This is a genomic window from Photorhabdus cinerea, assembly GCF_011189575.1.
Classification (GTDB): Bacteria; Pseudomonadota; Gammaproteobacteria; order Enterobacterales; family Enterobacteriaceae; genus Photorhabdus; species Photorhabdus cinerea.
Genome location: NZ_PUJW01000015.1, coordinates 79,291 through 103,259 on the forward strand (window position 1 = coordinate 79,291; position 23,969 = coordinate 103,259).

The following is a 23,969-nucleotide window of genomic DNA, read 5'->3' on the forward strand; positions in this document are numbered from 1 at the left end:
AGTCACATAGTTATCTATGCTCCTGGGGATGCGTTCTCTTGCCGCCGCGCTGCAACTTGAAATCTATTGGGTATATACCCTTCATCTTTCAAGCTGCTGCTTTAAATTAATTACGTCTCTTTGTTATTTCATAGGGATACGAATTAAAGAGATAACCGTCGAAATAGGGATCATCAATATCAGACAGTTCCAGTAAACGTAATTTCACATTCTCCAAATGTTGCCACATTGCCTGTTTAGCAGCAGCCGGATCTTTTTTGATCATGGCGGAGAAAATGATCTGATGATCATGCAACCACTCTTTACGGTAATCTTTGTCCGTGATTCGGGTGTGGAGTTTCAGCCACATGGGATTATTTTCCCGCCAAGCCCAGGATTGTTTAAGTAGTTCAACTAACATGCTGTTATGTGTTGCTTCAGCAATTGCCAGATGGAATTCTCTGTCACCGGATTCATCTTCACCAGAAACCAAATCTTCGGATTCTCTTTTCAATGCTCGACGCATATTAGCAATGTCGTTTGGTGTCACTTGCATTGCGGCAAATTCGGCAATATTACTTTCCAATAGTTGACGAGCCTGTAATAGCTCAAAAGGCCCTGCTGCATTGATTGAGCATGCAGAGGCAGGCAACAGCTGAGGGAGACTGATAATATAGACCCCGGAACCTTTACGGACTTCGATCAGATTTTCCAGTTCGAGCATAATTAATGCTTCACGAACAACGGTTCTGGAAACCCCTAATAATTCAGCAAGTTCCCGTTCGGGTGGTAAGCGATCCCCGATGTGATATTGCTGATTAGCAATCATCTGCCTTAATGAAATGCCGACTTCTTGGTAAGGACGTTTTGACTCAAGTAAATGCTTCATCATGTGACTACCATTACGATGATTATCTATTAATTGTATGGATCATAGTCAAAAACAGGAATTGGTCAACCAAAAACACCATTTCAGGGTGAAGGCCAAATGACCTTCACCTATGATGATTATTTTACTGCGCGAATGCGCTCTACCATACGGTAAAGTATCGGGTCATTTTTCCTGATGTCGTCGTACATAGGTTTGACGGCTTCTTCAAATGACTTTTTATCGACATCAATAAATTTAACCCCAATTTTTTCTGCATTTTGGCGTTCCCTCGCCTCTGATTTTTCCCATAATTTCGTCATATATTCCGAGGAGTTGATTGCAGCATTCATGAGAATTTTTTGTTGTTCTGATGACAACTTATTGAGAGATTTATTAGAAATAACTAATACATCTGGCACCATCGTGTGTTTATCCAGTGAGAAATATCTTGCAACTTCACTGTGACGGCTCAGGCTGAAAGAGGGAATGTTATTTTCCGCAGCATCGACAACTCCCTGTTGCAGAGCAGTATACAATTCGCCGTAAGCCAAAGGTGTTGGATTACCTCCCAAGTTTTTCACCATTGAAATGGCTGTTGGACTAGGTTGTACTCGGATCTTCATACCTTTGAGATCTGCGGGAGTACGAAGGGGTTTTTGGGCGTAGAAGCTGCGTGCACCTGCTTCATAGTAGGTTATGCCAACAAACCCGCGGTTTTTGCTGGAAGCGAGGATCTCTTTACCAATTTCTCCATTTTTGATTTTTTCGTAGTGTGCTTTATCGCGGAATAAATAAGGCAGATTAAAAGCGGAATAAGCTGGTGAGAAAGCTTCCAGCTCTGCGGCATTAGATTTGACTAAATCCAACGCACCATTTTGCATCAGCTCCATGGATTCCCGTTGATTACCTAATTGTGCATCTGGATAGATCCGAATACGAACATCACCATTTGTTTTTTGGCGAACTTCATCAGCAAACTGAGTCATTGCCTTGTGTACTGCGTGATCGCGGTTATGGTTATGGCTGAGTTTTAATGTTGTCACTGCCATGACTTGTGATGCTCCTAGGGTAAATATCGCCCCGATTACAGTACATAAAATACGCTTAGAATTGTTCATTGTTCGTTCTCCAATTGCTGTAAATAGGTTACGGGCACAACTGAACTGACGGCCAAACCATAAGCACCACTTCTGCTGTCGTCAAAAAGTAAATGCCATTTGGTTGACCAATATCACAAAATAATCGTGTCAGCTAGTGAACCAGTCAGTTTGTGATCCTGCTCACTGGATGTTTTTTTGACCTGGATCTTATAATCCAGGTGGCGTAGCGTTCTCTTTACTTACTTTGGTCAAGCAGTTTTCCATTATCTGGTTGACCAAATATGGCATCCGTTAAGGTCAATTCCGTTAAGATCAATTTCGTTAAGATCAATAAAAGGACAAGCCCCATGAAAAACCTTGTGGATTGCATCAATAAAGGTTTGGCATTTTTTACAATCTGCCTTTCCACTTTTTTGGTGTTTTGTGTTACATGGCAAGTAGTTTCCCGCTATGTGCTTGGTACGCCGAGTACGGTAACGGATGAATTTGCCCGTTATCTGTTTATGTGGGTCGCCATGATTGGCGCGGCATATACCACAGGCCAACACCGCCACTTAGCTATCGACTTGTTAGCCATGAAACTTAAGGGGGTAGGTAAAAATATTGTGGGTTTAGTTATACAGACCTTGATTGCTCTGTTTGCTTCCGTGGTGCTGGTGTATGGCGGATCGGTACTGGCTATCTCGACGCTTGAAACTGGGCAAATCACTCCCGCGTTGGGGTTACAGATGGGATATGTCTACTTATGTCTGCCAATCAGCGGTGTTCTGATAATCTTCTATGCACTGGTAGATAGCGTTGCTCTTATTCAGAATTTTTCAGGCAAAGATACCACCGTTTCAGAAAATTATTGAAATCACCAGACAAGACAGAAGGGGATGAGCTTATGGATTGGCAAGTTGTTTTAGCTTTGTTTGGTAGTTTCGCGGTATTACTGGCACTGGGTGTCCCGGTATCCTTTGCGATTAGTTTGTCATCATTACTGGCCATTATGATGACGCTACCAATGGAAGCGGCTATTACTGTTGTCGCTCAACGTATGGCTGCGGGTGTTGATAACTTCTCTTTACTGGCTATTCCGTTCTTTATTTTGGCGGGAAATATTATGAATCAGGGGGGAATTGCTACCCGGTTGATTAATCTGGCAAAAGTTATTGGTGGTCGCTTGCCCGGTTCACTGGTTCACGTCAATATTATGGCGAATATGTTTTTCGGTGCGATTTCGGGTTCTGCGGTGGCATCTGCTGCGGCAGTCGGCGGAACGATGGCGCCAATGCAGAAAAAAGAGGGTTATGAACCGGAGTATTCTGCCGCTGTCAACATTGCTTCCTGTCCTGCTGGTTTGTTGATCCCGCCCAGTAATACCTTGATTGTTTATTCACTGGTTTCTGGTGGTACATCCATTGCCGCCCTGTTTCTCGCTGGTTATATTCCTGGCATTCTGATGGGGGTATCTCTGATGATAGTGGCGGCAATTATTGCTAAACGCCGTGGCTATCCAGTCTCACCAAGGCCCACGTGGAACGAATTTTTTATCACTTTGGTTCGCGCATTGCCTTCTCTGATGCTGATTGTGGTTATTATGGGCGGTATCATTGCCGGTATTTTTACCGCGACAGAAGCTTCCGCGATTGCAGTGTTGTATAGCTTTGTACTGGCAGTCCTGATTTATCGTGAAGTCAGTATCACCAAACTGCCAAAAATCATTTTGGATTCTGCTGTGACCACTTCCATTGTTCTGTTGCTGATTGGTGCATCAATGGGAATGTCTTGGGCAATGGCAAATGCTGATTTGCCCTATCTGATTGCTGATGCATTGATGGTGGTTTCGGAAAACCCGCTGGTTATTCTGCTGGTCATTAATATCATTCTGTTGCTGGTTGGAACCTTTATGGATATGACCCCGGCGATTCTGATTTTTACGCCGATTTTTCTGCCTGTGGCGCAGAATATGGGGGTTGATCCGGTACACTTCGGCATCATTATGACCTTTAATCTGGCTATTGGTATCTGTACGCCGCCGGTAGGGAGTGCGCTATTTGTTGGCTGTTCCATTGGTGAGGTCAGCATTAATCAGGTCTTGAAACCGCTGGTGCCAATGTACTGCGCTTTGATTATCGCCTTGATGCTGGTGACTTTTATGCCACAGCTGAGTCTGTGGTTGCCTAAGATGTTACTGAATTACTAATTATTCAGGTAATTTGCGTTTTAAAAAGGAATTGTTCCATGATTCGCAATATAGCCAATTGCAAAATCAACTCTGCTATTTCTTGCCCTTCCTATGATCGTAAAAGGTTGGTTGCCCGTATTGTTCATCTGGGGTGTGGCGCGTTTCATAGGGCACATCAGGCAGTTTTTACGCATCATATGCTGGAAAAAACAAACAGTGATTGGGGAATTTGTGAAGTCAGTTTATTCTCCGGCCATACGTTGATTCAGCAACTTAAAGATCAGGATTGCTTGTGTACCATTGCGGAAAAAGGGGCAGAAAAAACTGAGCTGAAAATTATTGGTTCTATGGTTGATGCTTTGCATCCTGAGTTTGTTGGTCAGCAAGGTATTCTGGAAACCATGGCACAGCCGCAGGTTGCGATTATCTCTCTGACAATCACTGAAAAAGGTTATTGTACCGATATAGCCAGCGGTAAGCTGGATGAAAATAATGCGTTGATTCAACAAGATTTAGCCAACCCAACCGCACCAACATCCGCTATTGGCTATATTGTTGAAGCGCTTCGCCTGCGTTATGAACGTGGTTTACCGCCGCTGACGGTGATGTCCTGCGACAATGTTAGAGAGAATGGCAATGTTGCCCGTGAAGCGGTGGTGGGTTTTGCCCGTTTGCGTGATGAAAAACTGGCACAGTGGATTGAATTGAATGTGACTTTCCCATGTACAATGGTTGACCGCATTGTTCCTGCCGCGACATCAGAATCGTTGGGGGAGATTGCCGAACAGTTAGGTGTATATGATCCCTGTGCAATCACCTGTGAACCTTTCCGTCAGTGGGTGATTGAAGATAATTTTGCCAATGGCCGCCCAAATTGGGATTTAGCAGGGGCACAATTCGTTAAAGATGTTGTGCCTTTTGAAACCATGAAATTACGGATGCTAAACGGTAGTCACTCATTTTTGGCTTATCTGGGCTATCTGGGAGGGTATGCACATATTGCTGATACGATGGTTAATCCCGATTACCGGCAAGCCGTTTTGGATTTGATGTTGCAAGAACAAGCACCAACTCTGACGATGCCGATAGGAACAGATCTTTCCCAATATGCCCATCTGCTGATTGAGCGTTTCAGTAATCCCAGCCTTAAACACCAGACTTGGCAGATAGCAATGGATGGCAGCCAGAAATTACCACAGCGTATGTTGGACTCTGTGACTTATCACCTGACCAATGGCAGCGATTATCCTCACCTGGCTTTAGGTATCGCCGGATGGATGCGTTATGTCAGCGGTAAAGATGAGCAAGACAAATTGATTGATGTGCGTGATCCACTAGTAGAGCAATTTAAATCTATTTACCAGAAGTATGGGGTATCTATTGATGTGGTGCCTGCATTGTTGGCTGCTTTTGGTAATCCATTGTCAGCCAATCCGCATTTTGTCCGGGCAGTTACTGAAGCTTACCAGCAATTACTAGATTGCGGCGCTCGTCGGGCGGTGGCAGTATTCTGAACGGGGGAACAGGAAAAAGGGGATCACTATAATTGACATCCTCCCCCACCTTCGCACTTTGTGACTCAGGAGGGGGATCCCCGTTAGTGGGTGACTGCTGATCGCTCAGTGTCCGGTTCCTGCTTCAACGGGCGGCCTGACTGCACCCTCCCTCTACAGGCCAGCACGGCATGCCCTGCCGCTAAGATGTTACGAGCGCCATTTATATCGGCGTTCGCGGTATATCCGCATTCCTGACAGACGAATTGGCTTTGTGACCGGCGGTTTGCTTTCGCTGTATAACCACAGCAGGCGCACCGCTGGCTGGTATAGGCCGGCGGGACGGCTAACACTTGACCTCCGCGCCAGCGTTGTTTGTACTCAAGCTGACGACGCATTTCGTACCAGCCCTGATCCAATATAGAGCGGTTTAAACCGGATTTAGCCCTCACGTTCCGTCCAGGCAGCGCCAGCGTGCCTGCCGCTGATTTCGACATATTTTTCACTTTCAAATCCTCAATCACTATCATCGCGTGGTTTTTGCTGATTGTCGTGGTGGTCTTGTGAAGATAGTCGCGGCGAATATTGGCAATATGCGCGTGCAGGCGCTGAATTTTTCGTTTCTGTTTCTGCCAGTTAGCGCTGAACTTCACTTTTCGGCTTAGATGGCGCTGACGGGTTTTAAAACGGGTAACCGGCTCGAAAATGGTGCCGTCTGAGAGTGTGGCTAGTTTGGCCACGCCTGCATCCAGCCCCACGATTGAGGTGGATTGATGCTGCGGTGCCGGGACATCAATTTCCACCTGCAATGAGATGAACCAGTGACCTGCCTGCTGGCTGAGGGTCGCATTTTTGATTTTCCCGCTGACATCCCGTGACGGCCTGAACTTCATCCAGCCAAGACCCGCCGGGAGCTTGACACGTCGGCTCTCAAGCCGACAATATTTTTCAAAGTTAACAAAACGGACCGAATCACGACCGTCATTTTTCCTTTTAAATACAGGCGCTTTTGCCGCCAGTGTTTTATCAAAACAGCGCTGCCAGGCGCCGTGTAAGTCTTTAAGCTTCTGCTGAAGATTATCGGTGTAGGCGGCCTGTAAGAAGGCATGCTCCGGCATTTTTTTCCATCCGGTGAGCATCCGGTTCAGCTCAAAGGCTGAAGGGAGCCTGCCACCCGAGCCCAGAATGCGTTGCGTTTCGGCAAGCCCGTAATTCCAGATAAAACGGGCACAACCGCACAACTGCCGCAGACGCTGCGACTGTGCTACTGTAGGTTCGAGTCTGAATTTGTAGGCTTTCAGGATGAGCATGGGCATTCAGTATGTCGTCATTTTGTTCGCTATCCTACGGAATATCCGGTTAATTTCAATGCAAAAATACAAATTTTGCGGGTTCGTGCGGTGATGCGCCGTTGGAAGGGGTTAAACAGTATATTCAGCATCAGCGTGGCTGATGATTCTTCGGGTTTTTCGAGCCCGTCTAAATTCCCCTCCCGCCTTATGTCGGCGGGAGTACCCTTTGGAGGAAAAGATGGTTGAGGATATTTGCTTTAATAACGCCCGCCGTTATTTTGCTTTGCCGGGAGAAAACCCATGAAGCAGATTGCGTTCCTTGGTGAATGTATGATTGAACTTAATGGCGCGCCTTTCGGCACTATGCATCAGACTTTTGGTGGTGATGCACTGAACAGTGCGGTTTATTTAGCACGAGCAAGCCAACAGAAAATTGCTGTCAATTTTGTGACTGCGTTGGGAATGGACTTACTCAGTGAAGGAATGATCAAACGTTGGCAAGATGAGGGCATTTATACGCATCTGGTGTTACGTGATCCAGCTCATCAGCCGGGGTTGTATCTGATTCAGCTTGATGAACAAGGAGAGCGTACCTTTCTGTACTGGCGTAATGATTCCGCCGCTCGTTATATGGTTCGCCATCCTGATTTCTTTTCTGTTATTCAATCGTTGCAGCAGATGGATGCTATTTATCTCAGTGGCATCAGTTTGGCTATCTTGCCTACCGATGATCGTGAAAAGTTACTGAATCTGTTGGCTGAACTGGCTGAGCAAGGAAAAACCATCGTCTTTGACAGTAATTACCGCCCAGCATTATGGGAAAGTGTGGCAGAAGCCCAAGCCTGCTATCAGAAATTACTCTCTTTTACCTCACTGGCACTGGTGACAGATGAAGATGAATGTAATCTGTGGGGGGATAAATCGGTGACAGAAACCATGGCTCGCCTCAAACGGGTGGGGGTTAAAGAAGCTATTGTTAAAACTGGGGCAGTTGGTTGTTATTATCAGCATTTGGTACAGGATACTCCGATTGAACTGATCCCAACGGAGCCGGTTGCTAAAGTGGTCGATACCACGGCTGCGGGAGATGCTTTTAACGCCGGGTTTCTGGCTGGATATCTAATGGGTTGCCCGATAAAACAAGCGGCAATCATGGGGCATCGTCTTGCGGGTATCGTCATTCAGCATAAAGGGGCGATTATTCCAATTGGTATTACTAAGACAGTAACTGATTGTTTTTTTAACAACAGAGGACAAATAGATGAAACAAATGATTGAGCAGTTACGCCAGTTAAAAATTGTCCCGGTGATTGCTGTTGATCGAGCAGAAGATATTATTCCGTTGGGTAAGGCACTTGCTGACAATGGTTTGCCGGTAGCGGAAATTACTTTTCGTTCTGCGGCAGCGGCAGAAGCGATTCGTCTGCTGAGAGAGGCTCAGCCGAATATGCTGATTGGTGCAGGAACAGTTCTGAATCGTGAGCAAGTGATGGCGGCGAAACAAGCGGGGGCCACTTTTATCGTTTCCCCGGGTTTTAATCCAAATACGGTCAAAGCCTGTCAGGAATTGAATATTCCGATTATTCCAGGTGTGAATAACCCAAGTGCGATTGAAGGTGCAATGGAATTGGGGCTGAAACTACTGAAATTCTTCCCGGCAGAACCTTCCGGTGGTTTGCCAATGATTAAAGCAATATTGGCACCTTATACTGAACTGCAAATTATGCCTACTGGGGGAATAGGGCTGAAGAATATCTGTGATTACCTTGCTGTACCGCGCATTGTGGCATGCGGTGGTTCATGGATGGTCAGTAAAGCGCTGGTGGACAGTCAGAATTGGCAGGAAATTGGCCGCTTGACTCGCGAAGCGGTGGCTTTGGTGAATGGTATTAACAACCGGATGGATTAATCATCAGCGGGCCTTGAGTTAACAACGCTACACTCTCGATAAGTCACTTTGGCCTTTCCTCGCTTTGAGAATAAAGGATTTTTGGTCTCATCAGGTGAAAAATGTAATAAATTTTACACATTCAAAAAAGAAATATTTCTTGTGGTAACTTTGAACATTCCTTCACTAATCATGGCCCTGTTTGGGGCCAGTGTTATATTAAGATAAAAAGGATATAGGTATATACCTGTTATCTTTCAAGTTGCCTCTTTGCTGGCTGCACTCACTCACCCCGGTCACATCGTTATCTATGCTCCCGGGGATTCGCTCCCTTGCCGTCGCGATCCATCTTGAAATCCATAGGGTATATAGAGATAAATCAGGGAAAGATTCGCAGTTCTATATTTCGCAATTAGTTGTTACTTGAATAAAATCAATAGATTCACCGATCTTTATTTCAACATTTACCTCTTTGACTTCATTAATATTATTTATATGTGTGCCGCCACATGGAATAGTGACTACTGTGGAGTCAATAGTCGATTTCCATAATCTGGTATCACTGATCTCTTTCGATTTATATTCGACAGTGATTTCTGCTCCTTGGGTTAGCCAATTATTAAGTGTACTATTCACTTCTCTATTAATTTTATCCAGATTTTCAATTAATATATTTTTATCGAACCCCTTCTTTTTAAGTGATTTACCAAAGCGGTAAATATCCACTGATTTAAGTTCTGTGATTGAAGATTGGTAAATTGCGGCTTTATCTAAATTATAATTTCCCAAATCATCGGTATCGTACACTTTAGACCATATATGATTTGTTGCTTTGTTTAATGCAAGAGACATAAAATGCGCCATAGAGTGTGCGGCACTTACCCTGTATCTTGTTTCATAATTCACAGATAAAGTGACTGTTTTTCCTATCAGGTCTCGTTCAGAAAATTCTTGTAAGTCAGGTATATAGTGTGCTGGAATGATTTTTTCTGGCGACGTTGCTTGTTTCGTTATTTCCTGATCTATATATAAATGATCATTGAAAAGACCTGCGGTGTAAACTTTTGTTACGGCAAGTTTTTTATTACCTATTGAAACTATTCCATTATCATATAATTGATCCGGCCAGTTATAGTTTTTAGGATAAAATGGACTATCCTGGGCTATCAAAATGGTGCCATCTTCATACTTCATAACCCCGATAATGTGAGATTCTAACGTCAGGGCTCCTAGCATAAATGAAGCTTCTGCTTTTAAGAGTTCATCAATATTTATATCTGTAGTCATGTAACATCTCGCTAGTTATACCCGTTATCTTTCAAGTTGCCTCTTTGTTGACTGAACTCGCTTACCCCGGTCACATAGTTCGCTATGCTCCCGGGGATTCGTTCCCTTGCCGTCGCGATGCATCTTGAAATCCATAGGGTATATCTTTTTCTATTGACATATTAGTTATATTAATGAAAATGTCTATGTCGCAATGACAATTCTATTAGTGGCTAAGGAGTTCTATTATGGATTATTTATCATACAAAAAACAGGCTGATCATGTTATAGCAGAAAACATAGAGAATGTATCAAGAAAATCTGCGCCAATTGTATATTCAACTATGGAGGATATTTATTTAGGTTTAGTTAGATTAAGAAACTCTCAAGCTTTTTTGTATAAAGATATTTATGGTAAGCAGATATCTAATGAAGATGAGAGAATGATTGATGCAGCTATTAAAGCAATTTTTAAAAAAGGTGATGTAATTTATGATATTGTGTCTACAATCATAAATACAATGTATGATTTGATTCCTGAGAGAACACAAAGAATTATATCTGAGAAGTTTAATTTAATCGTAGCTACACTACATATGGAGTTCAAACAGCAACGAAGATTAGTATAGCCACCGCAGTAACAAGTTTGATATCGATTAAGATAAATGCGGTTCCATCTGTAAAAGCAAAAATAGCAACCTTTTTAAACATATCAATAAACTCCCTCGCTATTTATGGGATTTTCGAAAAAGCAGCTAGATCTGCACGAAAATTAAAAATAGAATCGCCTGTGACATATTTAGCCTTAAGGAAGAAAGGGTTAGAAATGCTTTATTTCTTGGTTGAGCCATACATGGGGAAATTAATAAATATTTATAGAAAAAATATCATGACTTTAGAAGATGAAAAATTACTTTTAGATGAAATAGAAAGATTAATTTACCTTTAACTTAACATAATGTAATTGGTGACAAAAAATGGATTTAATTAAATCTTTTGTAATAGATCTTGTTGGAATTTTCATAACATTTGCTCTTTGTTTAGCATGGTTTGTAATTACTCCTGAAGGGTTTGGTATAATTGGGGGAATAATTATTCTGATAGTGTCGTATTTCGTTACAATAAAAGTAAAAAAAAAATGTTGAAGTTAGAATAACTTCAACAATAAGGTATTACATTGATTAATAAAGTGTTAGTACACTCTATCATCCCATATACTGTAGCCTGAAGTTCCAGCTATGTGATGTTTCCATGTTATGCTTTTATATGCTAGAGAAATAGTTTCAAATGGTATTGCATTTGAACTGTCTATACTGTGAGGATAATTGGCACATATATCAACAATAGAGGCATCTCTTAACTCGACGGTATAGAATTTTTCCATAACACCAAAAGAATTAATTCTGTAAAAATCAAAATAAGCATTTAAGATTTCATTATTAGAAATAGCTATGCCAAGTAGAGGAGATGATTTATCTATTATTTTCATGAAATCTACTGGATGATGATCAGAATTTTGTTCTCTAGTTAAACTATGAACGAAAGATAAAACTTGAATTTCATCTTCATGTCCAATTTGATACCTATTTCCTATAGAGTCAGATGTTGAGCACCCTGATGATATTAACCCTTGTTTACGGCCAGTTAGTTTTAAGTAAATAGAAAAGCTCATATAAACATCCTATATCAATCCCATAACAGTTAATAGAAGTGTCTATATTATCTCCATAATACAAAAGAATCAAAAGTATTGTTTATATAATAATCTTAAAATGTTTGTGGCTAGTTACTCCAAGAGGGAACATGAGATAGTATTTTACACTGAATATATATGATATTTGGTCAATTTATGTGTCAATAATTAATTGGAAAGATTGATATAACGTTGAAGGGAGAAATTGGATATAAATTCAATGTAATAAAAACCGCGAAGAAGTTTTTAATATTCTCGCGGTAGTCGCGTTTTTTAAACTGGAAAAGCAATGGTTTTCTGTAAAGAAAAATCAAATCTCGGTACGTGGCTTCGCATTCTCCGCCAACCATGCCGCAATACGTTGCTTCTGCTCTTCTTTCAGCCACATACCCAATTTGGTGCGGCGCCAGATGGCATCATCCAGTTCAACAACCCACTCGTTGTCAACCAGATAACGAAGTTCAGCTTCATACAAGCCCTGGCCGAAGGACTCACCTAGATCACTTAGATCATTAGCACCTTGCAGAATTAGTTCACTGTTGCTGCCATAAGTGCGTGCATAGCGTACGGCAACGGCTTCCGGTAACCAGTTGTAGCGTTTACGCAATAAACGGGCATAACCGTCACGGTCACAGCCTTCTAAATTACCCCCCGGCAACTGACCATTTTTGGTCCAGGCTTTTCCGGCATTGGGATAGTACTGCATGAGCTTCTCGGTTGCGTGTTCTGCCAGTTTACGGTAAGTGGTTAGCTTACCGCCGAATATAGATAGCAATGGGGCTTTACCCTGCTCATCATGAATATCGAGCGTGTAGTCACGGGTAATCGCTTGAGGTGAATCAGACTCGTCATCACACAGTGGGCGGACGCCAGAATAGGTCCAGACGATATCTTCACGGCTAAGCTGTTTCTTAAAATGATCGTTATAGACTTTCAGCAGATAGTTAATCTCCTGATCGTCTATCTTCACCTCTTTTGGATCACCTTTATATTCCACATCGGTTGTACCAATAATGGAGAATTCATCCATCCAGGGAATAACAAATACGATACGATGATCTTCGTTTTGCAGAATATAAGCTTGCGGCTCATCATGCACTCTTGGTACCACAATATGGCTACCTTTGATCAGGCGAATACCATAAGGTGATTTCAATTTCAGGCCATCGTCAAAGAATTCTTTAACCCAAGGGCCGGTGGCATTAACCAGACCTTTTGCCCGCCAGGTATAGGTTTTACCTGTACGCAGATCTTCGGCTTCAACCATCCAACTGTCATGTTCGCGCCAGGCGCGGGTAACTTTTGTTTGTGTACGGACTTCACCGCCGTGTTTTTTCACTTCCTGAGCGTTAAGGACAACTAAACGAGCATCATCAACCCAGCAGTCAGAATATTCAAAGCCACGGACCAATTCTGGTTTCAACACGGAATTAGCACCGAATTTCAGCCCCTTACTGCTTGGTAGGCTGACTCGTTTACCCAAATTGTCATAGAGGAACAGACCAATGCGGATCATCCATGCTGGGCGCAGGTGTGGCTGGTGCGGCAGGCGAAAACGCATCGGAAAAGCAATGTGTGGGGCGAGTTTTAGTAAAACTTCACGTTCTGCCAGCGCTTCGCTGACCAGACGGAATTCATAATGTTCCAGATAGCGCAGGCCACCGTGGATCAGTTTTGAACTGGCGGATGAGGTGGCTTTAGCTAAGTCTTGTGCTTCCAGCAGCAGAACGGAGAGTCCCCGGCCAGCGGCGTCAGCCGCGATACCAGCGCCGTTGATCCCGCCGCCGATAACAATCAAGTCTTTAGTTTCCATTCATCCTCCCAAATGTTCGAAACAGTTCTTTAATGTTCGTTTTCGCTCACAATTGTAATCGGAAATTTGCCAATAGCCAACCACTAACTGAGAAAAAACACATTTGCGTGATATCGGTGGCAAATATTATCGTACCCATCTTTACCTCCAAAAGGGTACTCCCGCCGACATCAGGCGGGAGGGGAATTTGGACGGGCTTGAGGTAACAAAACACATTCTGGATTCTGGCGGAAAACTTCCTTCCGCGTTTGAACTAAACCGCATGCTCACGGGGTGGAAAAAAACACCGGAATACGCCTTCTTGCAGGAAGCTTACACCGATAACCTTCAACAAAAACTGAAAGACTTACAGGGGGCATGGAGGCGTTGCTTCGATAAAACACAGGCAGGAAAGCGCCTGTATGGAAACGAAAAAATGACGGCAGGGATTCAATCCGGTTCGTCAATTTTGAGAAATATTGTCTCCTTGAAAATCGCAGAGTCAGGCTGCCTTCTGGACTCGGATGGATAAAGTTCCGGCAATCGCAGGAGGTGAACGGCAAAATCAAAAATGCCACGATTAGACAGTCAGCGGGTAAGTGGTATGTGTCGTTTCAAGTCGAGATAGAAGCCTCTGAGCCCCCCCACGAATCAACAACAATGGTGGGTCTGGATGCCGGGATATCGAAACTGGCGACGCTCTCAGACGGTACGATATACGAACCCGTCAACAGTTTTAAAACCAGTCAGCGCAAGCTGGCGAGGCTTCAGCGTCAGTTAAGCCGCAAAGTTAAGTTCAGCGCCAACTGGCAGAAACAGAAGCGAAAAATTCGGCGTCTGCACACGCATATTGCTAATATTCGCCGCGACTACCTTCATAAGACCACCACGAAAATAAGCAAAAACCACGCGATGATCGTGATTGAAGATTTGAAGGTCAGTCACATGTCGAAGTCAGCGAAAGGCACGGCAGAACAGCCCGGAAGGAACGTTCGGGCTAAATCAGGCTTAAATCGCGCGATACGGGAGCAGGGCTGGTATGAAATGCGCCGTCAGCTAGAATATAAGCAGCTCTGGCGCGGCGGTCAGGTACTGGCAGTCCCTCCGGCCTACACCAGCCAGCGGTGTGCATGTTGCGGTCATACAGTCAAAGAGAACCGCTTGTCGCAGAGTAAATTCGTGTGCCAGGTGTGTGGATATACCGCGAACGCAGATGTCAACGGCGCACGTAACATTTTAGCGGCAGGGCATGCCGTGCTTGCCTGTGGAGGGACGGAGCAGTCAGGCCGCCCGTTGAAGCAGGAACCAGACGCAGAGCGATCAGCCGTCGCCCACTAACGGGAATCCCCCTCCTGAGTCACGAAGTGCGAAAGTGGGGGAGGATGTCAAATAATTGACATGGTATTAATTAGGGGATTATAGAGATGGAATTATGGGGAATTGCGAGAGCATACTGGGGATAGCTCTATCCCCAGTACAGAGAAAAAATAATTAGCAAAGTTCGAGTTGAACGTTATGTTGTTCAATCACTTTCTGGATGCTTGCAGGAGGCATTTGATCGGTGAACAAGCAATCAATGAGGTCCATATTACCCAGATTAACCATGGCATTACGGCCAAACTTAGAATGGTCAGTTACCAGCATAACGCAACGGGAATTTTCGATAATTGCGCGTTTGATTCGTACTTCATGGTAATCAAATTCCAATAGTGCGCCATCCATATCAATGCCACTAATACCCAGAATGCCGTAATCGAGCCGAAACTGGGAGATAAAATCCAGTGTGGCTTCGCCGATAATCCCACCGTCACGGGTGCGAACTTCCCCACCTGCGAGGATTAAGCGGAAGTCTTCTTTTACCATCAACAGGGTAGCTACGTTGAGGTTGTTAGTGACAATCCGCAGATCTTTATGATTTAACAGTGCGTGAGCGACGGCTTCTGGTGTCGTGCCGATATCAATAAACAGTGTTGCACCATCCGGGATCTGGCTGGCAACACGCTGGGCAATACGCGCTTTCTCTTCTGACCACATGATCTTGCGATCATGATAAGCAGTATTAACTGAACTTGATGGCAATGCTGCACCGCCGTGATGCCGCTGTATTTTATTTTTGTCTGCCAGATCATTCAGGTCACGGCGAATAGTCTGGGGGCTGACATTAAAGTGTTCAACCAACTCTTCAGTACTGACATAGCCCTGAAGACGTACCAGCTCAACAATTGCATCATGCCGTTGAGTTTGCTTCACGATAGTCCCCTAATTCTTAAAAATGCTGATTATTATTTTTGAATGTATAGCGGTTATCCCACAACGCCATCAGTAAGCCGATGGTTAAACCAGAGAAATGGGCTGCGTTAGCAATGGAGAGTCCAAATGTATCGAAGTAGCCAACAATCAGCCAGAGGATCGAAAAGGCCATCAAACCACGAGGAACGCCAATGCCGCGTTCGGGCGCGCGTTCACCGGTTAACCAAACATAACCAATTAAGGCGTAAACAACACCTGAAAGGCCCCCAAAATGAGAGCCGCTGAATAATGATTGTCCCCAGCCACTGAAAACGGCAGAGACAATAGTGATAACAAACAGTTTTCCTGTACCGAGACGTTTTTCTGTTTGCCCGCCAAGATACCACCACCACATGAGATTAAATATGATATGGAGTAGTGAGAAATGCAGCAAACCGTGAGTGACCCAACGCCACAGCTCCATATGTTGGCTGTTGTCAGGCCAGGCCAGCCAGGACATTACCTGATAATCCCCGGCGAACTGCATCCAGAGATAAACAGCGATATTCAAGATCAGCACTATCATTGTTAACGGGCCAGCCTGATGACTCAAATAATGCCAATTCAGATTATTCTGGTATTGCAATGAATGGCTGACTTTGCCAGATTGCCAACTGGCGGTCTGATAGCGTTCGTTCAGTGGATCACGGGTAAATTGCTCCAGCTCTTGCTGAACCATTGTGAGTTTAGAGTCATCTTCTAGCCACAGTTCTACATGTTGTTCATCGTGACCCGGACGCATAGTCAGGTATACCTGATGAGTTGCCATATAATCGATAAAGCCTTGTGCCAGACGCGGGTTTGAAATAGTGATTACGTGGATCATGGGATGTGTGTTATGCCGGGTTATGTAAGGAGTCAACGGCGTGAGGATAGTCTCTCAGCCAAGCTTCAAAGCCGCCATTAATGCTATAAACGGCCTCAAAACCCATGTTCAGTAAGTATTGAGCGGCACTTTGGCTGCTGTGGCCGTGGTAACACATGACCATCACCGGCTGCTCGAAATTGGCCTGTAGCATAAACTCATTTAATGTTTCATTGGTTAGATGAAAAGCCCCACACGCATGACCGGATCGGAAACTTTGTGGATCACGGATATCTACCATAATAGCGGATTTATCTTGCCAGTATTGGTAGGCTTGCTCGGGGTTAATTGTTTGAAAATGATCCATATATATTCTGAATTGCTCTTAGAATTTAGAGATTATACCAATTGGTTATTATCGTAATAATGTTTTCCCGACGGTTATCCGAGCGGGAAAATCAGTTGTCAGTAATAAGAGTGTTCACCGCGCTGATGTTCGGTTAAGTCTTTCACCCCTTTTAGTTCAGGGAACATATTCAATAACTCTTTTTCGATCCCCTCTTTCAGGGTGACATCGACCATTGAACAGCCATTACAACCACCACCGAATTGCAGGATAGCGAAACCTTCATCGGTGATTTCCATCAGGCTGACACGACCACCGTGACCCGCTAGCTGTGGGTTAATTTGTGACTGCAAAACATATTCCACGCGTTCTACAAGGGGTGAATCATCAGAAACCTTGCGCATTTTGGCGTTAGGCGCTTTCAGTGTTAGCTGAGAACCTAGCTGATCAGTGACAAAATCAATTTCTGCTTCTTCAAGGAACGGGGCGCTCAGTTCATCAACGTATGCTGACAGTTTTTCAAATTTCAGTTCAGTATCAGTTGCTTCAACTGCATCCGGCGGGCAGTAAGACACGCCACATTCAGCGGTAGGTGTACCCGGATTGATAACAAATACGCGGATTTGCGTACCGGGTTCTTGGTTTGCCAATAATTTGGCAAAATGGGTTTGCGCTGCTTCAGTAATATTAATCATGTCATTTGCTCAATAGTTGACTGCTATAGTTGGTTATAATACGCCCATTCTCATATTGACTACAAGGTTCGGCAAATCGCCCAGACCTGTATTGAACGGGCGCCAGCACGAATTAACAAACGGGAAATTTCAGTTATCGTCGCACCAGTGGTAATAACATCATCAAGTATGGCGACATGTTGTCCAGCAACTGGGCCACAAAGCTGAAATGCTTTCCTGAGATTGGTTTTACGTTGTGCCGCTGATAAATTTCTTTGTGGTAGTGTAGCACGCGTGCGTTGCAGAATGCTTTGCTGATAGTCGCATTGTAGCCATTCTGATAATTGCTTTGCCATTAATTCGCCTTGATCAAATCCTCGTTTCCAGCGTCTGTGCCGATGCAGTGGCACACTAAGCAGAATATTGGGTTTACACCATCGTCCATCACGATAGCCCTGTTGCCAGTGCAGCAGAAACAGACGCGCCAAAACTGACGCAAGTTGTGGGGTACTGTGATATTTATAGCGGCGAATCAGGCGGCTTAAGGGAGGGCGATAATCGGTAATCGCTATCATATTTTCCCACAAAGGTGGTTTTTTGATGCAGCGCCCACAAGGTAATGAAGTTAACTCTGAGGGCAGGGCACAGCATGGGCACATGTTTGTCAGACGTTTCAACCGCTTGCTGCAAAAACTGCATATTCCGTGATGTGGAAACCAAAGAGACTGATGGCATAGCCAACAGTACCCAACCATTGTTAGCATAGGTTTCTTCCTTGATGGCAAATAAAGTTGAGAATAACAATGGCTGATCTGTTTTGGCAGGTTTCTGATGAAGGTTCGCGTGATCTTGTGCTGCTGCACGGATGGGGGCTGAATGCGGAAGTCTGGCGTTCCATGGAAATGCGATGCGCTCCGCATTTTCGTTTGCATCTGGTGGATTTACCGGGCTATGGCCGCAGCCATAAATATGGCCCGATGAGCCTCGCGGATATGGCGGATGAAGTCTGGCGGCATGCCCCTGAAAATGCGCTGTGGTTGGGATGGTCATTGGGTGGGCTGGTTGCCAGCCGGATTGCGCTTGATCATCAGGATAAGGTTGCTGGATTAATTACCGTAGCTTCTTCACCGCATTTCAGTGCAGAAAGTGACTGGCCGGGGATTAAGCCTGAAGTTTTGCGCGATTTCGAACATCGGTTGAGTGAAGATTTTCAGCGTACCGTCGAGCGGTTTTTGGCTTTACAGACATTAGGCACAGATAGCGCCCGTCAGGATGCGAGGCTATTGAAATCCGTTGTGCTGGCGCAGCCGATGCCTTCTGTTGAAGTGTTGCATGTTGGACTAGAAATTTTGCGGACTGAAGATTTAAGGGAGCCTTTGGCTGAGCTTGCCATCCCATTCCTGCGGATTTACGGCTATCTGGATGGTTTGGTGCCAAGAAAAATCCAGAATATTCTTGATGAAAAATGGCCGCGTTCGGTTTCAACCATAATGCGCCATGCCGCTCATGCGCCTTTTATTTCTCATCCTGATGAGTTTGTTGGGGTATTAACTGAATTTGCTGGCAGGGCGTTAAGAAATGGTTAGTTTTGCTAGTATTTCTATAATGATATCAATATATTATTTCTGGCTTATAAAAACAGTGATGGTTCAGGAAAGAATTGGGTTGTAGGTAAAGCCAAATGAGATTTACTTGGCTGTACTTTCTGCTTTGTTTTGATGTATCTCAAGGGAGAGTCATATGATTGAAGAGGACAAACCGCTGCTAACGGTCAGATTATCCAGGCAGCTCCAGCATAAGCCTTCGTCAGGTATTGCACTGCTACAGGGACTTTAGAGTTTTTCTGATGATGTCTTGTAGAATCTCCTTTTTACATACTGAGATTAGCCACCAAATAGGGTATATTGCCACGAAGCAAAAAGTTAGGTGTGAACATTATTGATTTCAGCAAACATATTTTAAAGTGAATAATTTTATAAAATAAAGTGCTGGCTTCACTAATGCAGAATTTTATCTTTTAACATTAATAAAAATGCATATATTGATATTATTGAACCAAATCACGGTACAAGGGTATGAGTGATCTCAAAAATCAGACAATAATCTAATGGTACTATTAAATAGATATGCTAAATAAAAGTAAAATTGGAAATTAGATTAATATGAGGAAATATTATTCATGTTTTATGTAGTATGTATATGTATATGTATTTAAATGATTTTTAAATACAATAATGAAAGATATTAGAAAGTTAAAAAACATGAGTTGTTTCACAATAATAAAATTTTTACGTTAACAGCTAATTTACATGGAATAAGATTCTTGCTTATATTTAAATTCCCTCACGGGAAATAAGTAAATATCAGCCTAAAATTTAAAAAGGAGATGTTATGGACTATCAACCTCTGGCTAGCTAATATAAAACTTTAAAAACCAAGGATAGGTGTAAATATTTATTTATACCTATCCTCACGTGGATGATAATCAATGAAAAAATACATTAGTATAGGTGTCCATGAGCTTGATACTTATCTTGATTATGCTATTTTAAGCATCATAGCTATATATAGTCTGCATGCTACTCCATCCGAAATGGGAATATTGGGTGCTTGCTTCGCAGTGCCATTCCTGGTGGCAAGTGGATTATTCGGCAAGCTGTTTGACAACGGAAATATATTAAATTGGAGGACACTGCTGTTCTTTATTAATGGCATTGTCATACTTTTTTTATCTGTAGCTGATCCAATTATATTTCTTTATATTATTACATTAATCAAGACAACTTGTCGGTGTGGGCTTGGAATATCAAACACAAAATTGAACGTAGATGATAATGAATCTCAAAGATTTTATGAAATTTATGGATATATTACCAACTTTAGTAGAATAGTTATTCCTTTGTTTGTTGTATATTTAAATACGAATTATGGACTATGGTTTGTCCTGTTATTATCAATGACATTTAATTTGGTCGGCATGCTGATATCATACTTTGATAATACTTTCCGACCTGATGCAAATAAAAGTATACAGCCTACGGCTGTAGAACATTTCTCATTCATGCAACAATTGAAAAATAAACCAGATTTATATTTACTTGTTTCGGCCTATACTTTGTCAAATTTAGCTTTTTTTCTCAGTAACGATATGCTCGGTATCTTCTTTGAGAGGATTGGGCAGAATGAAAGTAGCATTGGCTACATAATTTCACTTCTTGGGGTCGGAGGAATAGTAGGAACTCGAGTGTCTGGTTGGTTACTTAAAAAATTGTCAGCTAAGAATGTCCTGTTATTCTCCGTTATGGTTAATTTTGTGGCTTTTTGGGGATTTGGTTTCTTAGATGCAAAAACATATCATTATGCCACATACTATTTGTTGGTTTTCCTTGTTGGTACGGCCTCTGGTGTAACATTCTTCGCGATTAGATATGGTGTGAGAAATATTATTGGTTTTGAACACGTAGGAAAAGCTACAGGAAATATACAAAAAATTTCATCTGTAGTGGCAATTTTGATGCCGATTATTGTTGGGTATACTGCAAAACTCATTTCTATCGAATTTACTTTCAAATTAACAAGTATCTTGCTTGTGGTGATATTCCTATATTTTTTATTTAAAAAGCATGAATTAACTGAGGAAAAGGATAAATATGTACAATCCAAATAAACTTAGTAATATTGATTTTATCAATGCGAAACATTATGACTTATATCTGAAAGGAAAAACTAAGCAAATATGGGATAGCAATCTGAACTGGGACTTGGCCGGGAAAGATTTAATCCCTGAAAGTTTATACGAGACAGCTGCAATCGTTGCGAGTTTATCAGTTCATGTTGAAATTCTGGGAATGCAAAATGCTGCGGAGTTACTGCTTCAATGTGATGACTTTTCGCTTAAAATAGGGCTAGCTCAAGCTGTTAATGATGAAGCCAGACACTCTGAACTTTTCGCGAAATAGGCGATTTTAGCGAATGGTAGCATAAAGGATCTGCCGAAAACTAGGGATATATATGTTGAGCACTTTGCCAAATTAAGAAATTTTAATGAAACATTTCTCAGTCATGTTTTTCTTGAGAATGGTGCTCTTGAGCAATTTAACATTTTTATTCATGCTTTTGGTGATAAAAGTTTAATTGGCCAGATATATAAGGGTGCGATGCAGGATGAAGCAAGACATGTTCAAATGGGAATTACATATTTCAGGGAGCTTATCGAGAAGTCACCAGCTAAAAGAGAAATGGTTATAGATCATCTGACTACTTTTAAGAAAATACTGCATGTTAATAAAGAAGGGATTAACTGGCTGTCAGATATCAGCGGTATTCCGGCTGATGAAATTGAAACTAGAATTAAAAATCGACATGATAATTTCATTAATAAAATAATGGAGAAATAATTAATGTTCAATGGTGTTCGCGTCATCGAAGATGCAATAACAGAACGAGAAATAGATATTATTTACAGATACTTAGCTATCTCTAAAAATCTGGGGCATTTAAAAGGGAATAATGACTCAACCAGAGCCCATATGTATTATGCCACACCTTATTTTGAAGCCATGCTGAGTCATTACTGTGATTTAGTATCAGATACTGTAAATGAAAAAGTATATCCAAGTTATTCTTTTTTATGGAATTATAAAGAGAAATATACACTTCCAAAGCATAAGGACAGAAACTCTGTAGATTATATTATTTCGATTGGTATACATACTAAAGAGGAAGCTGACTGGAGTTTATACGTAGAGAGCAATCCAGTAAATATGAAATCTGGTGATATTCTGATTTTAGATGGGAAGAGATTTGAACACTGGAGAGAGCCTTGCCCATACAAAAACAGATTACAACTTATTTTGTGCTATACACGGGATTTATCATTAAGATTCGATAAAAGGTCACATCTTGGCTACGATCCTGTACCTGAAGTTATAACATCACCTTTTAAAGAAAAATTAAATATCGACGATGATTATATAAAGGAGCTAAGCACTTACTATGTGTAATGGCCGATACAAATTTGTAGAAACGTATATTTTTTTTGACGGGAGATCTGTTCTCCGCAATTTTCAAGATGAAGATGATAATCTTGTTACCTTTGGCTTTATGGCAAAAGGTAAATATCGCTGGTTGGCGGAAACTACTGAGAATTTCAGGATTTATAGTGGAGTAGCCTCTTTTACCATTGAAGGAAAAAGGAGATTATTACAATCTGGTGATGAAATTATTGTTCCTAAAGATTTAACCTTTGAAGTCGAAGTAATAGAACATTTAGATTATAGGTGCTTTTATGATTAATTTAGGAATTATTGGCACAGGATTAATAGCAAAAATCATAGCCAAGAGTTGTGTTAATACTGGTGTAAAAGTTTATTCTGTATTATCAAGGAGTAAAAACAATGCGGAATCATTTTGTAGAGAGTTTTGTGGCAAAAGAGGAAAAGGCTACACTGTACCTGAGGCTTTTTTCGAAGATCCGGGGTTGGATGCGGTCTATATTGCAACTCCTAGCTCAACAAAAGAGTTTTATATGAGATTATGTCTCGAATATAAAAAGCATACTTTAGTTGAAAAGCCTTTGCCTTCATCTATGTTTCTCTCGGAGTTTCTTGAATTATCAAAAGAGAGAAATATTATTTGGATGGATGCAACGCACTTTGTACATAATGAGTTATATAATTCATTACCGCAACTAATAAATGAAAATGTGGGAAAAATTGTCAGAATTGATTCAAGTTTTTTTTGGCCTAGTACTGATTATTCACATATAAAATTTAACCGTCGTCTTGAGGATAAAGGTGCTCTTGGCGATCTTGGTTGGTATCCTATTCGCATGGTCTTATCGCTTATTGAAAGAAAAGAGATATATAAATTAGACTCATTTGTTTTGAAGAAAGAAACAGGAGCCATTCTAGAATTTAATGCGATAGGTTTAACAAATTCTAATATAACCTTCAGTATGGCTTCATCCTATCGGGGTTCCACAGCCCGGCAGGAAGTAACAATATCTGGTGAAAAGGGTGAGATTAGCATTCGAGATTTTGTAATGCCATATTGCGGTTCCTTTGTCTATGATAGGATGCTGCCATTTTTGAGGGTGAAAATAGCATCGGGACTAAAGCCATTGGTTGATGAGGAATATAAAAGAATATTCTTTAAAGAATTACAACATCACAGAATGGTATATAATTTTATTGATTTCATCAAAGGAAATAAAGATAAATATATACTTGATGAACTCCAGAGGAAATCTTTAGACACTATCAAACTGATTGAAACCATCCAATGCCAATCAGATTCTCTACAAATTTAAA

At 42.2% G+C, this 23,969-nt stretch carries 27 protein-coding genes and 1 pseudogene; 17 read left to right on the forward strand and 11 right to left on the reverse strand.

All coding sequences use genetic code 11. The features are described 5' to 3' along the window. Positions 1–106 precede the first annotated feature (106 nt). Positions 107–868 (reverse strand): FCD domain-containing protein, encoded by a 762-nt coding sequence (locus tag C5469_RS15140; protein WP_166308391.1) that lies wholly within the window; start codon positions 866–868, stop codon positions 107–109. 119 nt (positions 869–987) lie between these two features. After that, positions 988–1,968, reverse strand: a complete 981-nt coding sequence (locus C5469_RS15145) for a TRAP transporter substrate-binding protein (protein WP_166308278.1) — start codon at positions 1,966–1,968, stop codon at positions 988–990. Between the two features lie 329 nt (positions 1,969–2,297). Between C5469_RS15145 and C5469_RS15150 the strand changes: the two genes are divergently transcribed. From C5469_RS15150 to C5469_RS15160, 3 genes are read left to right on the forward strand one after another with little or no spacing between them, the layout of a single operon-like run. Beyond that, on the forward strand, positions 2,298–2,804 hold the full coding sequence (locus C5469_RS15150) for a TRAP transporter small permease (RefSeq protein WP_166308281.1): 507 nt from the start codon (positions 2,298–2,300) through the stop codon (positions 2,802–2,804). A 32-nt stretch (positions 2,805–2,836) separates the two neighbouring features. After that, complete coding sequence (locus tag C5469_RS15155) at positions 2,837–4,138, forward strand: TRAP transporter large permease (protein WP_036839621.1); 1,302 nt, start codon at positions 2,837–2,839, stop codon at positions 4,136–4,138. A gap of 38 nt (positions 4,139–4,176) precedes the next feature. Then, complete coding sequence (locus C5469_RS15160; protein ID WP_166308284.1) at positions 4,177–5,634, forward strand: fructuronate reductase; 1,458 nt, start codon at positions 4,177–4,179, stop codon at positions 5,632–5,634. A gap of 83 nt (positions 5,635–5,717) precedes the next feature. Here the strand turns inward: C5469_RS15160 and C5469_RS15165 are convergent, their stop codons facing one another. Next, entirely contained in the window at positions 5,718–6,923 is a 1,206-nt protein-coding gene (locus tag C5469_RS15165; RefSeq protein WP_166308287.1) for an RNA-guided endonuclease InsQ/TnpB family protein, read from the reverse strand. A gap of 74 nt (positions 6,924–6,997) precedes the next feature. Between C5469_RS15165 and C5469_RS15170 the strand changes: the two are divergent. The 3 genes and pseudogenes from C5469_RS15170 to C5469_RS15180 form a co-directional block, all read left to right on the forward strand. Beyond that, positions 6,998–7,066 (forward strand): annotated as a pseudogene (locus C5469_RS15170) (IS200/IS605 family transposase); the annotation flags it as partial. A gap of 139 nt (positions 7,067–7,205) precedes the next feature. Beyond that, positions 7,206–8,183 (forward strand): sugar kinase, encoded by a 978-nt coding sequence (locus tag C5469_RS15175; RefSeq protein ID WP_166308290.1) that lies wholly within the window; start codon positions 7,206–7,208, stop codon positions 8,181–8,183. Further along, entirely contained in the window at positions 8,167–8,814 is a 648-nt protein-coding gene (locus C5469_RS15180) for a bifunctional 4-hydroxy-2-oxoglutarate aldolase/2-dehydro-3-deoxy-phosphogluconate aldolase (RefSeq protein ID WP_166308292.1), read from the forward strand. The genes C5469_RS15175 and C5469_RS15180 overlap by 17 nt, the downstream gene beginning before the upstream one ends. A 378-nt stretch (positions 8,815–9,192) precedes the next feature. Here the strand turns inward: C5469_RS15180 and C5469_RS15185 are convergent, their stop codons facing one another. Next, complete coding sequence (locus C5469_RS15185; RefSeq protein ID WP_166308294.1) at positions 9,193–10,080, reverse strand: hypothetical protein; 888 nt, start codon at positions 10,078–10,080, stop codon at positions 9,193–9,195. A 227-nt stretch (positions 10,081–10,307) separates the two neighbouring features. Between C5469_RS15185 and C5469_RS15190 the strand changes: the two genes are divergently transcribed. Both C5469_RS15190 and C5469_RS15195 read left to right on the forward strand, forming a co-directional pair. Further along, positions 10,308–10,688 carry a hypothetical protein gene (locus tag C5469_RS15190; RefSeq protein WP_166308296.1) on the forward strand — a complete coding sequence of 127 codons (381 nt, stop codon included), beginning with the start codon at positions 10,308–10,310 and terminating at the stop codon, positions 10,686–10,688. Positions 10,689–10,705: 17 nt separating this feature from the next. After that, positions 10,706–11,008 carry a hypothetical protein gene (locus tag C5469_RS15195; protein ID WP_166308298.1) on the forward strand — a complete coding sequence of 101 codons (303 nt, stop codon included), beginning with the start codon at positions 10,706–10,708 and terminating at the stop codon, positions 11,006–11,008. 243 nt (positions 11,009–11,251) lie between these two features. On the opposite strand, the gene C5469_RS15200 is transcribed toward C5469_RS15195, so the two are convergent. Next, positions 11,252–11,731 carry an Hcp family type VI secretion system effector gene (locus C5469_RS15200; protein ID WP_166308300.1) on the reverse strand — a complete coding sequence of 160 codons (480 nt, stop codon included), beginning with the start codon at positions 11,729–11,731 and terminating at the stop codon, positions 11,252–11,254. Between the two features lie 331 nt (positions 11,732–12,062). Continuing rightward, the gene (glpD, locus tag C5469_RS15205) at positions 12,063–13,565 is read right to left on the reverse strand and encodes a glycerol-3-phosphate dehydrogenase (RefSeq protein WP_166308302.1); all 1,503 of its coding nucleotides are present in this window, start codon (positions 13,563–13,565) and stop codon (positions 12,063–12,065) included. Positions 13,566–13,752: 187 nt separating this feature from the next. Here glpD and C5469_RS15210 point away from each other — a divergent pair, with 187 nt between their 5' ends. Continuing rightward, entirely contained in the window at positions 13,753–14,076 is a 324-nt protein-coding gene (locus C5469_RS15210; RefSeq protein ID WP_166308304.1) for a hypothetical protein, read from the forward strand. Continuing rightward, complete coding sequence (locus C5469_RS15215; RefSeq protein WP_339414506.1) at positions 13,998–14,882, forward strand: RNA-guided endonuclease InsQ/TnpB family protein; 885 nt, start codon at positions 13,998–14,000, stop codon at positions 14,880–14,882. The genes C5469_RS15210 and C5469_RS15215 overlap by 79 nt, the downstream gene beginning before the upstream one ends. A gap of 153 nt (positions 14,883–15,035) precedes the next feature. On the opposite strand, the gene C5469_RS15220 is transcribed toward C5469_RS15215, so the two are convergent. From C5469_RS15220 to gntX, 5 genes are all read right to left on the reverse strand, one after another. Next, positions 15,036–15,794, reverse strand: coding sequence for a DeoR/GlpR family transcriptional regulator (locus C5469_RS15220; RefSeq protein WP_166308306.1), 759 nt, complete (start codon positions 15,792–15,794; stop codon positions 15,036–15,038). Positions 15,795–15,810: 16 nt separating this feature from the next. Continuing rightward, the gene (glpG, locus tag C5469_RS15225; protein WP_166308308.1) at positions 15,811–16,659 is read right to left on the reverse strand and encodes a rhomboid family intramembrane serine protease GlpG; all 849 of its coding nucleotides are present in this window, start codon (positions 16,657–16,659) and stop codon (positions 15,811–15,813) included. A gap of 10 nt (positions 16,660–16,669) precedes the next feature. Beyond that, complete coding sequence (gene glpE / locus C5469_RS15230; protein WP_166308310.1) at positions 16,670–17,005, reverse strand: thiosulfate sulfurtransferase GlpE; 336 nt, start codon at positions 17,003–17,005, stop codon at positions 16,670–16,672. 98 nt (positions 17,006–17,103) lie between these two features. Beyond that, positions 17,104–17,679 carry a Fe-S biogenesis protein NfuA gene (gene nfuA, locus C5469_RS15235; RefSeq protein WP_166308313.1) on the reverse strand — a complete coding sequence of 192 codons (576 nt, stop codon included), beginning with the start codon at positions 17,677–17,679 and terminating at the stop codon, positions 17,104–17,106. A gap of 59 nt (positions 17,680–17,738) precedes the next feature. Beyond that, positions 17,739–18,422 (reverse strand): DNA utilization protein GntX, encoded by a 684-nt coding sequence (gene gntX, locus C5469_RS15240; protein ID WP_166308316.1) that lies wholly within the window; start codon positions 18,420–18,422, stop codon positions 17,739–17,741. Positions 18,423–18,461: 39 nt separating this feature from the next. Between gntX and bioH the strand changes: the two genes are divergently transcribed. The 7 genes from bioH (at position 18,462) to C5469_RS15275 (ending at position 23,968) form a co-directional block, all read left to right on the forward strand. Continuing rightward, positions 18,462–19,244 carry a pimeloyl-ACP methyl ester esterase BioH gene (gene bioH / locus C5469_RS15245; RefSeq protein WP_166308319.1) on the forward strand — a complete coding sequence of 261 codons (783 nt, stop codon included), beginning with the start codon at positions 18,462–18,464 and terminating at the stop codon, positions 19,242–19,244. 902 nt (positions 19,245–20,146) lie between these two features. Beyond that, positions 20,147–21,325 (forward strand): MFS transporter, encoded by a 1,179-nt coding sequence (locus C5469_RS15250; protein ID WP_166308322.1) that lies wholly within the window; start codon positions 20,147–20,149, stop codon positions 21,323–21,325. Beyond that, positions 21,309–21,617 carry a hypothetical protein gene (locus C5469_RS15255; RefSeq protein ID WP_166308325.1) on the forward strand — a complete coding sequence of 103 codons (309 nt, stop codon included), beginning with the start codon at positions 21,309–21,311 and terminating at the stop codon, positions 21,615–21,617. Before C5469_RS15250 ends, C5469_RS15255 begins: the two co-directional genes overlap by 17 nt. 198 nt (positions 21,618–21,815) lie before the next feature. After that, complete coding sequence (locus tag C5469_RS15260) at positions 21,816–22,055, forward strand: hypothetical protein (RefSeq protein WP_166308328.1); 240 nt, start codon at positions 21,816–21,818, stop codon at positions 22,053–22,055. Positions 22,056–22,058: 3 nt separating this feature from the next. Beyond that, positions 22,059–22,661, forward strand: coding sequence for a hypothetical protein (locus C5469_RS15265; RefSeq protein ID WP_166308331.1), 603 nt, complete (start codon positions 22,059–22,061; stop codon positions 22,659–22,661). Continuing rightward, positions 22,654–22,953: a pyrimidine/purine nucleoside phosphorylase gene (locus tag C5469_RS15270; RefSeq protein ID WP_166308334.1), complete on the forward strand. Its 300-nt coding sequence runs from the start codon at positions 22,654–22,656 to the stop codon at positions 22,951–22,953. The genes C5469_RS15265 and C5469_RS15270 overlap by 8 nt, the downstream gene beginning before the upstream one ends. Next, complete coding sequence (locus C5469_RS15275; protein ID WP_166308337.1) at positions 22,946–23,968, forward strand: Gfo/Idh/MocA family protein; 1,023 nt, start codon at positions 22,946–22,948, stop codon at positions 23,966–23,968. Before C5469_RS15270 ends, C5469_RS15275 begins: the two co-directional genes overlap by 8 nt. The last annotated feature ends 1 nt before the right edge of the window (position 23,969 follow it).